The organism is Peribacillus sp. NPDC060253 (assembly GCF_042727425.1).
Classification (GTDB): domain Bacteria; phylum Bacillota; class Bacilli; order Bacillales; family DSM-1321; genus Peribacillus.
On sequence record NZ_JBHXAS010000126.1, the window covers coordinates 1 to 13,134 of the forward strand.

Consider the following 13,134-nt stretch of genomic DNA (forward strand, 5'->3'; position numbering starts at 1 on the left):
TCATTACGTAATTCAATATTTTCTTTTAATAAATCCTTTGTTTCAGTTTGTAATTCACTTTTCTCATTCTTTAGAATTACAACTTCCTTTTTAAACATATCTCTTTGTTGGATCAGTATTTTTTTTGCATTCTCATGAAGTTCTTCAATTCCTTCTATATGCTTATCTTGTGCTTGTATTTTTAATTTTAATCGCTGGATGATTTCGTCCTTATTTTGATTTATAGACGGCTTTGAGGCTGTGTCATCGATTATGTATCCAGTCTTCCGCTTTCCGTTTCCCTCGTATTTAATCTTACCTTCACGCAGCCAACGTCTAACAGTTTGAATACTAATACTATCTGTTACTCCTGCGTCTTTTAACAAGTCAAAGGCTTGATCTGTATTTTCCATTATGTATCCAGTTATCCGATTCCCGTTTCCACCCTCGTATTTAATCTTACCTTCACGCAGCAAACGTCTAACAGTTTGAATACTGATACTTTCCGTAACACCCGCATCCTTTAACAGATTGAAAGCTTGATCTGTGTTCACAATGTACCTCCGTGATTTTCTCATAGGTTATTACCATTCCGTAATGTAAGCTAATGTTTTAAATAATAGCATAGCTATTTTCTATACAAAGAACAAATAGATAAATAATAGATGACAAATATAACAGAAGCATAACGATAACATATCAAAATTTAAAATAATGCTAGAATAATCGACGTGCAATAGTATTGGCTTACCTTCCCGTATTTCTTTTTGGATTGAAGGAATTCACAAGGCATCTAAATCGGAGGCTTTGTACTGTATTGGAGAAAATATGGTGGATTACACAAGCTACCCAATTGTATATTTCATGAGAATTCTCGATCTTCATTATGAAAACTGAGTCCCCTCTTTATTTTTTCTAATCCTTTTATAAGTTAAATACCAACATTTTTTTCAGATTAAGAACGTGCCCACTCAAAGGGAAAACCGATGATCTTTACCTGCATAAGAAAAGACGATCCTACTTACTGAAGAATCACATCCTTACATCGCGTATTTACAATGTTAAGGATTTCAGTATTAAAAATCCCAATCTCTCTGTGATATATATGAGAAATTGGGATTTAATCATTCAACAATTGCGCCCTACGTCGGGGATCACGGGAAATACTTTTATACAAGCATCGCCTTATTAGTTTTGTTGCCCCTCTGTGTAAACTTGAAAGGTAACACCGAATTTGTCGGAAACAATTCCATAAGCTGGGCTAAAAAAAGCTTCCTGCAGCGGCATTTTTACTTGTCCATCTTGCGACAAGGATTCAAAAATTTGTTTTGATTTTTCGACATCATTAGTTGAGATACAAATCGTAACTTGATCACCCATTTGACTGGTTTGACCCGGAAACATATCAGAAAACATGAGGTCAGTTTCCCCAACTTTTAACATTGCATGTGACACAAGGTCCTTTGCTTCTTCTGGTAAAGGAAAATCGGGGTTTTCAGGCATTTCTCCAAAAGTTTGAGTAAAAAGGACTTTCGCATCCAATGCTTTTTCGTAAAATTGGATCGCTTCCTTCGCATTTCCATTCATCATTAAATAGGGAGATAAACGCATTGTCATAATTAAACAGCTCCTTGGTTCTTATTTTTTTACATAGCTTGAGAAACTTCCAAGCCACTTTTTGAACTTGTCAGTGATAATAACCATTATTACCCATGATTTCATTTTACATTAAGGAACGTATGTTCGTCAATAAAAATTAATTGAAAACTAACAATTTTTCCGACTCATTTGTTGGAATTCTCTTCGATTAAATCCAATGCCAATAGTGATTTTCTCTATCATTGTTTAAAGCAAAACCGGTAAAATCTTATCAATCTTACCGGTTTTAGTATACTTATCTAGAAATTAATGGATCTCTAATGTGCTAAAATGCTTTCTAATGTTTGACCTTTTTTTTGATGAGGTTATTGCTTGGAAGCTGTCTTCTCTATGTGGCCAATCCCTTCAGCTTTACTGCGGGGTGAATCGGATCGTATTCACCATAAAAAAATACAAGGGAAACCTTACCCCTTGTACCACTTTACAACGTTAGTCTTAATCCTACATTTCAAAAAAATAATACGTCAAACATTAACTGTTTGTGCGGTCTTTACATATTCCTTATGAATCTGGGCGGCAATAATATTTTTTTGTATTTCAGATGTTCCCTCATAGATTGTTGCGATTCGGGCATCACGGTAATATCTTTCAATTGGATAATCTTTAATATAGCCTAGTCCTCCATGGATTTGCACAGCCTTGTCGGCAATGCGATTATAAACTTCAGATCCAAAAAGCTTTGCCATCGCTGCCTCTTTGATTACATTCATTTTTTGATCGACCATCCAAGCAACTCGGTAGGTCATTGAGCGTAATGTTTCAATATCCAATGCCATATCCGCTAAATAATGCTGGATAATTTGCTGTTCAAATATTGGTTTTCCGAACTGCACGCGTTCATGGGCATACTTGACCGACAATTCGAACAATTTTTGGCAAGATCCAAGGTTCCGAGCTGCCAATCCAGCACGACCATTAGCCAGGATTTTTAGTGCATTTACATATCCCAAACCTATTTCACCAAGTACATTTTCGACTGGTACTTCACAATCTTCAAAGAAAATTTCAGAAGAGTGGGAACCGCGCAATCCCATTTTTTCTTCGGTCTTGCCAATCACCAATCCTTTAAAATCTTTTTCAACGATAAAGGAAGTGATTCCTTTTGCCCCCTTTGTCGGATCCGTAGCGGCCATGACCGTAAATACGTCGGCAATGGGGCCATTTGTAATATAATGTTTTGAGCCATTTATAATATATTTATCTCCTTTACGGACAGCATTAGTCTTTAATGCCACTGCATTTGAACCAGCACTAGGTTCAGTTAAAGCAAATGCTCCAATTAGGTTTCCTGCTGCCATTTCCAGCAAATATTTTCTCTTTTGTTCTTCTGTACCCATCTCAACGATTCCGACCGAGCCGATACCTGTATGCGCACCGATTACTGTTGTATAACCGTTATGCGTACGACCAATTTCTTCGTAAATCGCACATTTCCCTACCATATCTATCCCTAAACCACCATATTCCTCAGGAATACTTAGACCAAATAAACCAATATCCTTGCTCATTTTCATAATATGTTCTGGGATTTTATTTTCCTTTTCAATTTGATCTGCTAGTGGATCCACAGTATTATCGACAAAATCCCTAATTGATTTTTTCATTTCTAATAATTCAGCTGAAAGGGTAAAGTTCATTATAAACACTCCTTTAATTTTACAAGCTTTAGAATTTTTTATTTTTATAGCACACTTACCATCAATATGGATTCAAGTTAGAGGAACATGAATAGGTGGAGCCAGTCAACAAGTACGAACATTAACGAAAAGATGTTTTTTAATGGAGCGGTCAACTTTAATCGATAATTACACCATTTATGAAAATTCTTACACATTAAACTAATGGTTCATATGGGAAAACATCAGCGCTTACTTCAAGTGGGGTAAAGGCTGATTGTAAAGATCCTTTAATAGACTGGATGCTATCTATCGACCAACCTTCTGAATTATAGACGGATCGAACTGGTCGAGGTTGAGAAAAGACCATAATTTCTTTTCCTCTAACACCGAAGATTTGTCCTGATACGTCAGCTGCTTCATCTGAACTTAGGAAAGCCACTAAGGGTGCAATATGGGCTGGTGACAACTGCTGGAGCATTTTCACTCTTTCCTTTTCCTTTTCTGTGTCTGTTGGGATAGAGCCAATAAGACGACTCCAAGCGAACGGCGCTACCGCATTGGCCGTTACATTATAGCGGGCCATGTCTAGAGCAGTAATTTTGTTAAGTCCAGCAATTCCTAGTTTTGCGGCTGCATAGTTAGCTTGGCCTAAATTTCCTATTAAGCCTGATGTGGAAGTAAAGTTGATAAAACGGCCACTCTTCTGTTCTTTAAAGTATGGAGCAGCAGACCTTGTCATATTAAACGAACCCTTTAGATGAACTGCGATAACGGAATCCCATTCTTCCTCACTCATTTTGAATAGCATGCGATCTCTTAAAATACCGGCATTATTAATCACTATGTCCAAGCGTTTGAATTCATTTAATGCTGTTTGCACAATATTATTAGCGCTTTCATATTCGGCAACTGAATCATAATTTGCTACTGCTTCTCCACCTAACTCTCTTATTTCCTGTACCACTTCGTCTGCCACTTTTGAATCGTTACCCTGGCCATCAGATCCGCCACCAAGGTCATTCACAACTACCTTTGCTCCTTCTTTAGCTAAATATAAGGCGATATCCCGGCCGATTCCACGTCCAGAACCTGTGACTATAGCGACCTTATTTTCCAATTTCTTCATATTAATCCGACCCTTCTAAAATAATTTCCATATATGAACTATACATTCACGGGAAAACTTTCTTCATATTCAGCAAGTAATTGTTCACGAAAATTCGGGTGAGCAATTTTGATTAACGCTTTAGCCCTCTCTCTAAGTGATTTTCCAAACAAAGAGGCAACTCCAAACTCGGTTACAACGTAATCAATTTCTGACTTTAAAGAAGTTACATAGGAAATCTTGGTCTTTATTCGGGACTGTGTTCCTTTCTTCACTGTGGAAGGTAGAGCAATAATCGCCTTTCCTCCTTTTGAAAGTCTTGCTCCGCGAATGAAATCCATTTGACCTCCAACTCCGGCCATGGTGAAGTCGCCAATTTGCTCAGCATTAACTTGACCGAATATATCTACTTCCAGTGCTGAATTGACAGAATGAAAATTACTTATTCTAGATATGATCGCTGCGTTGTGTGTATAATCTGTGGGATATATTTCTATAGATTCATTAAGATGACAAAATTCATATAATTCTTCTGTACCCGTTATGGTTGCACATACCGTTTTGTACTGATTGATCTCTTTGTTCTCATTGGTGATGACTCCCAATTCTATTAATTCCTTTACCGGGTCTGTGATCGACCCCGAATGAATCCCTAAACCCTTTTTTGATTTAAGGGATAAAAGAATACTATCTGCTATTTTGCCAACCCCCAATTGAATGGTTGAATAATCAGGTATGAGTTCTGCAACGAATTTACCAATAGCCACTTCCTCTTCACTCGGTTCTCCAGAAGGTATGGAAAGTAACGGTCGATCGGAAAGTACAAATTGGTCAATCTCTGATATATGCAGTAAAGTGTCTCCATTGGTTAATGGCATTTGGCTGTTCAATTCAGCGATCACATATGTCGCTTCCTTTATCAATGTTTGCACAAAATCTACAGATATACCTAGATTACAATATCCTGCATCGTTTGGAGGTGAGACCTGGATTAGCGCCACATCTATTTTTTCCTGTTTAATCCAACGAGGTATTTCTGAAAGATTAACAGGCAGATATTCACATGCATCATTTAAAAATGCTTTTTTCAATAGGGGCGAACTTAAAAAAGTACGTATTTTAAAGTGTGGATGGCAAGCTGTATCAGCGTAGACGCACGGACTCCCGATCACCATGTTATATAGGAAAACATTCTTAAAACGATCCTTCTGTCGAACTAACTCCTCTACAAGTGTTTGAGGTTCATTACAGAAAGGAGCTAGAAATACTTTTTGAAAAGAGTGTATGGTTGATATCGCCTGCTTAGCGCTTACTTGACGGGTACTATATACAGCATCCCATGTTTTATTGACCACGATTGATTCGCCTCCGCAAATTCTATATTCACTCCATCTAGTACAAGAAATACGGAAATAATCGGTAATTGTAATTAAACTTGTAAATTTTCAATTATCGAGGTAATTCCTAAGCCACCGCCAATGCAGAATGTAACCAATCCGTATTTTTCTCCACGCCTTTCCATTTCATGAAGCAATTTTGTTACCAATACTCCACCGCTTCCCCCAATTGGGTGCCCCAAAGCAATGGCTCCTCCATTTACGTTAACACGATCCATATTAAGCCCAAGTTCTTTTATGACGGCAAGTGATTGAGCTGCAAAGGCTTCGTTCAATTCTATAAGTCCAATGTCATCTAGCTTTAAGCCAGCTAATTGCAAAGCTTTACGAGTTGATGGAGCAGGACCAATTCCCATGATTTCCGGAGACACACCAGCTACTGCCTGAGCAATGATTTTCGCCTTTGGCTTTTTACCGTAGCGATCGGCTGCCTCTTCAGACATCAACAATATGACGCCTGCCCCGTCGTTACGACCACTAGTATTGCCGGCTGTAACGGTTCCGTTCTCTTTAAAAACTGGCTTTAACTGAGATAGCTTTTCCATGCTTGTTTCTCTTGGATGCTCATCGACTTTAAATTCAAACGTCTCTTTTTTCGTTTTCACTTCATAAGGAACAATTTGATCAGTGAAAAGTCCCTCTGAAATGGCCCTTTGAGCATTTTCTTGGCTTCTTAAGGCAAATTCGTCCTGTTCAGTCCTGGAAATAGAATATTTCTCCGCTAAGTTTTCGGCTGTCATGCCCATTGTCAAATTTCCATATGTTTCGATAGGCTGTGCACGAGGTTGACTCTCAGTATTTGAATCTAGTATTTCTGCATTCCCAGCCCCAAACCCGTAGCGGGCGTTTCGGAGGTAATATGGCGCTGTACTCATACTTTCAGCACCACCGGCAATGACAATATCAGATAGTCCACACATGATCTGTTGGGTGCCATTATTCATTGCCTGAACACCGGATCCACATTGGCGATGAACAGTATATCCAGGAATTTCAACCGGAAGCCCCGCACGCAATAGTGCTAGACGAGCTAAGTTTGGCTGATCAGTACTTTGTTTTGCCTGTCCTATAATTACTTCATCAATTTCATTTTTATTTATTTCCGTTCGAACTAAAATTTCGTCAATTACTTTGGCGGCTAAATAATCCACTTCTATGTTCTTTAAAGTTCCTCCCATACGACCAACAGCTGTTCGGACGGAGTCAATGATTACTGCATTTCTCATTTTAGCTCTCCTATTCTATTCTTATCTTTATTAACATGTAGAAAGGCTTTTCGCATAGGGACTTATTTTGACTAATTCATTAAAATCAACACCGGTCTGACACCCCATACTCGTGACCATATCCAGTATTTCTTCCGTTGCAACATTCCCTGTAGCCCCTGGAGAATATGGGCAACCTCCGAGTCCACCAACGGAACTATCAAACTTGGTTATACCTGTTTGCATGGCGGCAACTGCATTCGCCAATGCCATTTTGCGGGTATCATGAAAATGACCAACAAAGGTGGTGTCAGGATATAAGTCTCGCAATCTTGAAAAGCGTTCGTAAACCATTTTGGGGTCTGCTTGCCCATTCGTATCTCCTATATCAATTTCATCGGCACCGAGTTTTATAAAGCGATCACAAACATCATTTACTTCTTCAAATGATACCGGACCTTGAAATGGACACGAAAAAGCCATTGAGATATAGGCACGAATGAACATCCCTTCTTTTTTTGCCCGAGCAAACATGGGCTCACATTCATCTAAGGATTCGGAGGTCGTTTTATTAATATTTTTTTTATTAAATTCAGAACTCGCTCCTACAAATACAGCAATTTGCGGTACTTCAGCTACAATGGCTCTTTCCAAAGCTTTGAGGTTTGGTGTTAGGGCAATTTGGATAATACCAAGTTCTTTACAAAAATGTGCAATTTCTTCAGAATCAGCCATCTGTGGTACCCATTTCGGATGTACAAAAGAAGTTGTTTCCATCCGGAGAATCCCCGCTTTCGTCAACCTTGAGATCAACTCTTTTTTCTTTTCTGTAGGAATGGCAACAGGTTCATTTTGCAGTCCATCTCGGGGTCCTACTTCAATAATTTCGATTTCCTTTGGAAAAAACATTTTCTGCCACCTCTCTTAATACGATCTCGGCATCCCAAGAACATGTTCCGATACGTAGGAAAGGATTAAATTGGTAGAAATTGGTGCAACTTGATATAGTCTAGTTTCCCGGAATTTTCTTTCTACATCATACTCCTCTGCAAAACCAAAACCGCCGTGTGTTTGAAGTGCTGCATTTGCGGCTTCCCAAGATGCGTCTGCTGCTAAAAGTTTGGACATGTTTGCTTCGGCTCCGCACTTTTGACCAGAATCGAATAATTGAGCTGCCTGGAAACGCATTAGATCGGCTGCCTCAATATTAATGTGAGCCCTTGCAATGGGAAATTGGACTCCTTGATTTTGCCCGATAGGCCGATTGAACACTACTCTTTCATTAGCATAATTGGTTGCGCGCTCGATGAACCAGCGGCCATCTCCGATACATTCAGCTGCGATAAGGATTCGTTCTGCATTCATTCCATCTAAAATGTATGAAAAGCCTTTCCCCTCTTCCCCAATTAGGTTTTCTACAGGAACTTCCAAATCTTCGATAAATAGCTCTGTAGTAGCATGGTTCATCATTGTACGTATAGGGCGAATCGTGATGCCATTTCCTACCGCTTCCCTAAGATCGACCAGTAAAACCGAGAGGCCATGCGTCTTCTTTTGAACTTGTTCGAGTGGGGTTGTACGGACTAATAAAATCATTAAATCTGAATACTCTGTACGTGAAATGAACACTTTTTGCCCATTGATGATATATTTATCCCCTTTACGTTCTGCAAAAGTTTTTAATTTGGTCGTATCTGTTCCAGTAGTAGGTTCAGTGACTCCAAATGCTTGTAACCTTAGTGATCCATCTGCAATTTTTGGTAAATATTTTGCTTTTTGTTCCGCATTCCCATGACGAAGGAGTGTCCCCATTGTATACATTTGGGCGTGACATGCTCCGGCATTTCCACCACAACGATTAATTTCTTCCAAAATAATAGAAGCTTCTGTGATTCCTAGGCCTGAGCCACCAAACTCTTCAGGGATAAGAGCTGCTAAAAATCCATTTCTTGTAATCTCATTAACAAATTCTTCAGGATAAGCTCCTTTAGCATCTAGTTCTCTCCAATAAGAATCAGGGTATTTACTACAAACACTACGAGCACTTTGTCTTAATTCCTCGTGAAATTTAATATTTTCCTTTACACTTGTTCCAGTCATTTGTAATTCCTCCTAGTATGAATCGTCTTTTCATTGTTCAAATGCAGGTTTATGTTGTTCTAAGTAGCCTTTTAATTTATTTTCCAACAAACACAGGAGTGCGTTTTTCAACAAAAGCAAGGACTCCTTCCAAACGATCATCTGTGTTTATACAGCGATTGTAATAATCTATTTCTACTTTTCTCGCTTCTTCATTTGTCATCCCGAATAGTTCATCAACGGATGCTTTACAATTTTGGACCGCAAGAGGGGCGTTATTCGCTACTTTCTCGGCTAATTGGATTGCTTTTTTTCGTAGATCACCGGATTTTGTCAATATATTAAGAAGTCCAACTCGATCAGCTTCCTCACCTGAGACCAATTTACCTGTGCACACCCATTCTTTGGCTCGATGAACATTGATTCTCTTGGAAAGTAATCTTGTTCCGCCACCACCTGGCATGATTCCTCTTGTCACTTCTGGAAGGCCAAATATTGCTGTATCAGCCGCTACAATCATGTCGCAATTTAGCACAATTTCAAAACCGCCTGCTAATGCATACCCATCCACAACCGCAATAACTGGTTGCTTCATATCAGCGATGCTATTAAACATTTGTTGAAACAATTTGTGTTGGATTTTCCATTCTGTTTCTGTCATGTTATTTCGTTCTTTTAGGTCAGCCCCTGAGCAAAATGACTTTTCGTTAGAGGATGTAATCATAACGACCCTAACATCACTTTCTTCAATAGTTTGACATATCCCAAGAATTTGTTCGGCCATTTCGGATGTAAATGCATTTCTAGCTTCCGGTCGATTCAAGACAATTTCTGCAATAGTTTCTTTTTCTCCAATGCGTTTCCATTCAACAAATGCCATATGGTTCTCCTCCTAGTTAAAACGTGAAAAGTCTATCTATTTTTTTGAATATTCAGTCTTATTTAATTGTCTTTTCCCTATAACTTCTTTCATTCTCAGGTTCTCTATACTTTTTGTTGAGTATTCTAATTCTGATAGAATTTCCTCTGTATGTTCTCCAAGCATTGGTGAGTGTGTATGTATTTTTCCCGGTGTTTGAGAAAATTTAATCGGAAAACCAAATTGCTTAATGACTCCAGCAACTGGGTGGTTCATATCTGTAAACAATTGACGTTCAATAATCTGAGGGTCAGAGAAGATTTCATCTATATCATAGACAGGTCCTACACATGTATCCTTTGTTTGCAATAATTCAAGCCATTCTTTTTGATTCTTTTGCTTGAATAGCTCTGACATTTCTTTCTTTAATTGTTCCTGAACATCATCTGATCCATTTTGGAGTTCAATCCACTCTGGTTTCCCTACAAGCAGACAAATTTCTTTCCAAAATTTCTCTTCAGAAGCCCCAACGGAAATGTATTTTTTATCCTTCGTTTCATACACGTCATAAAAGGCATATTGTCCGGACAGGCGAGTTTTTCCTCTTTCCGGGACTGAACCTGAGGCAAAGTAGTCTGAAGCTGCAGCATATAACCATGAAACCGCACCATCTAACATGGATACATCAACATATTGCCCTTCGCCTGTCCGCTCTTTATGTAGGAGTGCCATACTGATTCCGGAAAGTGCCATTAACGCACCACCGCCGATATCTGCAATTTGCACGCCAGGGACAACCGGTTTTCCATCTTTTTGACCAATAAGACCTAAAATTCCGCTATAACCTATATAATTGATATCGTGTCCAGGTAAATTACGATATGGTCCAGTCTGTCCATACCCTGTTAATGAACAATAAACAATGCCTTCATTGATCTTTGAGATTTCATCATATCCAATCCCCAAACGGTCCATTACGCCTGGACGGAAACTTTCTAAAATGACATCAGCGTTTGCTGCCATTTTTTTAAATATTTCTATACCTTCATCAGACTTTAGATTCAACTCAATGCTCTTTTTATTTCGGTTTATCGTTAAATGTCTGGCTCCAATTCCTTTAATGGCTGGTTTTCTCCAGCGAATATAGTCACCACGACCCGGTTCTTCGATTTTTATCACTTCTGCACCGTAATCAGCCATCATTAATGAACAATACGGTCCCGGCAGTAATCTTGATAAATCTAATACCTTGATTCCACTTAGTGCACCCAAGCTTTCCCCTCCTTCAATATCCTTTTATGATAATATATATGAAAAATCTTTATTACCTTCGACAGAACACTCGTCTGTATACGCTTACATTTCTGATAAAATACAGGAAGCTTTTTATGCTTCCCATTCGTTCATAAAACTTTAAAAATCCTTAATTTTTTTACTTATTTCATCCGCAGCCCCTTTAATTAAGCTACCGATAGAATGCAGATCTTCTTTTTCGTACTGGGACGAAAACCCTATTACTGCAATGGACATTTCCACCTTATTTTCATGACTGAAAATTGGTGCAGCAATTCCACATAAACCTTTTATGTATTCTCCGTATGTAATGTGGTAGCCATTTTTCCTAATATGATCAATCTCTTGTTCAATCACGTGTATGTCTTCTTCAGAAAATGTTTTTAAACCTTGTTCTTTTTTTAAAAAATATTCTCTCGATGATTGATCTATATATGCAAGAAAACACATCCCAAATGAACCATCCGTAATTGAAAAATGTCTGCCTACTGAAACACTCACTCCAAAATCATTTGCTTCCACTTTTGCTACAATCGCAAGCTTTTGTTCACCAATTTTATTAACAAGTATCGAGGTCATCCCTGTTTCTTTCGTTAAATTTTCAAGATGCGGCATAATTATGTTTATATAATCTAAATGTTCTTTTGCTCTTTCACCTAGGACAACTAAATAAGGACCTAGCGTATACCTTTTTTTATCATCCAAATATCGAACGATTGATAGTCCTTCTAAACTTTGTAATATTCTAAAACAAGTTGCTGGACTCAACGAAAGAGCATTTGCGATTTCTGTAACCGTGCTTTCGCGAAAACGATTACGACTTAATAATTTAAGGATTTCAAAAGCATTTTCCACTGCGGGTACTGAATACTTCCGTTTTTCTTTAGGTTTTAGATTTTCCATCATGTGCACCTCTCAAGATTAATTTTATATAGGAAAAAATATTTTGTCAATGAAATAATATAACATTCACACAATTCAGATGTATTTTTATAGAATTATAAAGTTGAATTCTCATTGAACCATTAACTAGTATGGACATCATTGTAATAGACTTTACTGGATTTGGATCAAAACAATACCACAACTAAGTCCTCAAATACGCCAACGAAATCAATTGCGGAGCTACCCAGAGTATTTACTATGAACTGCGCTATTTGGATATGAAGCTGGTCCTTTTCATAATGCTTATCGTCAAGGAAAGTTGGGCTATCTGAAGTGGCTCATAACTCTTTTAGTTGCTTAATATGCTAAATTATAGTGACTCTATATTCTAGCTTTAAACCTATATCAATAACAAGTATGGCTAATAAACGCCAATGAATAAATGGATAGTGTAAAAATAGAAGTTGTTGTTACTATATGAGGGGGGATTTTAAATTGATAAATAAGTACTGGAACAAGTAACCATCTGCCTCCAATCCCAAAAAGGATGAGATATCACCCAATCCCACAACCTATTAGCCCTAAAGTGAATTTGTTACGAAGGTTAAAGGCCATATTTCTTTAAGAGAAAACTGCCAGCAACAATAAGCAGAAATACAAATATGTAAACAAATAATAATTGAAACAATATTGGGAGGCTCTTAAGCAATAAATACAACCGTTTAAAAAATCCAATAATTAGTCGTTTTATAATTTTCATCATGTTAATAATATGGCTAATACAAATGATGGTAATACACACGTATCTTATGATTGGTAATACGGCATTTCATCAATACTTGGAGGTTCTTTGTCCATTCGTTTTCTTCCCTTTTCTAGCTAATGTACATTCCAAAACCATCCGTACAAATAAAACATCGCTCGCATTATCAAAAAGAGAATCACCAAAAAATAAAAAAATACCAGAAATATAATCCTCAAATAAGGTTTGAATGAAAAAATGGCTTTAAATTTGCTTTTCATCCGTAATATCGAAAGGAAACATCACCTATCC

10 protein-coding genes and 1 pseudogene are annotated in these 13,134 nt (G+C 37.8%); all 11 read right to left on the bottom strand.

Going from position 1 to position 13,134, the window contains the following annotated elements:
• Window positions 1-533: pseudogene (locus tag ACFWE9_RS22460) on the bottom strand (hypothetical protein); the annotation flags it as partial.
• A 634-nt stretch (window positions 534-1,167) separates the two neighbouring features.
• Window positions 1,168-1,596, bottom strand: a complete 429-nt coding sequence (locus ACFWE9_RS22465; RefSeq protein ID WP_230159696.1) for a VOC family protein — start codon at window positions 1,594-1,596, stop codon at window positions 1,168-1,170.
• 506 nt (window positions 1,597-2,102) lie between these two features.
• Entirely contained in the window at window positions 2,103-3,275 is a 1,173-nt protein-coding gene (locus ACFWE9_RS22470; protein ID WP_377358887.1) for an acyl-CoA dehydrogenase family protein, read from the bottom strand.
• A 196-nt stretch (window positions 3,276-3,471) separates the two neighbouring features.
• Window positions 3,472-4,383, bottom strand: a complete 912-nt coding sequence (locus tag ACFWE9_RS22475) for an SDR family NAD(P)-dependent oxidoreductase (protein WP_377358889.1) — start codon at window positions 4,381-4,383, stop codon at window positions 3,472-3,474.
• A gap of 38 nt (window positions 4,384-4,421) precedes the next feature.
• Window positions 4,422-5,717: an acetyl-CoA hydrolase/transferase family protein gene (locus tag ACFWE9_RS22480; protein ID WP_377358891.1), complete on the bottom strand. Its 1,296-nt coding sequence runs from the start codon at window positions 5,715-5,717 to the stop codon at window positions 4,422-4,424.
• A gap of 74 nt (window positions 5,718-5,791) precedes the next feature.
• Window positions 5,792-6,985 (bottom strand): thiolase family protein, encoded by a 1,194-nt coding sequence (locus ACFWE9_RS22485; protein WP_230159704.1) that lies wholly within the window; start codon window positions 6,983-6,985, stop codon window positions 5,792-5,794.
• A gap of 30 nt (window positions 6,986-7,015) precedes the next feature.
• Window positions 7,016-7,873, bottom strand: a complete 858-nt coding sequence (locus ACFWE9_RS22490; RefSeq protein ID WP_377358893.1) for a hydroxymethylglutaryl-CoA lyase — start codon at window positions 7,871-7,873, stop codon at window positions 7,016-7,018.
• Between the two features lie 15 nt (window positions 7,874-7,888).
• Window positions 7,889-9,064, bottom strand: a complete 1,176-nt coding sequence (locus ACFWE9_RS22495) for an acyl-CoA dehydrogenase family protein (protein ID WP_377358895.1) — start codon at window positions 9,062-9,064, stop codon at window positions 7,889-7,891.
• Between the two features lie 76 nt (window positions 9,065-9,140).
• On the bottom strand, window positions 9,141-9,923 hold the full coding sequence (locus ACFWE9_RS22500; protein ID WP_377358897.1) for an enoyl-CoA hydratase/isomerase family protein: 783 nt from the start codon (window positions 9,921-9,923) through the stop codon (window positions 9,141-9,143).
• 36 nt (window positions 9,924-9,959) lie between these two features.
• A complete protein-coding gene (locus tag ACFWE9_RS22505; RefSeq protein ID WP_377358899.1) occupies window positions 9,960-11,174 on the bottom strand; it encodes a CaiB/BaiF CoA transferase family protein in 1,215 nt (404 codons plus the stop codon).
• A 141-nt stretch (window positions 11,175-11,315) separates the two neighbouring features.
• Window positions 11,316-12,098, bottom strand: a complete 783-nt coding sequence (locus tag ACFWE9_RS22510; RefSeq protein WP_230159712.1) for an IclR family transcriptional regulator — start codon at window positions 12,096-12,098, stop codon at window positions 11,316-11,318.
• Window positions 12,099-13,134 lie beyond the last annotated feature (1,036 nt).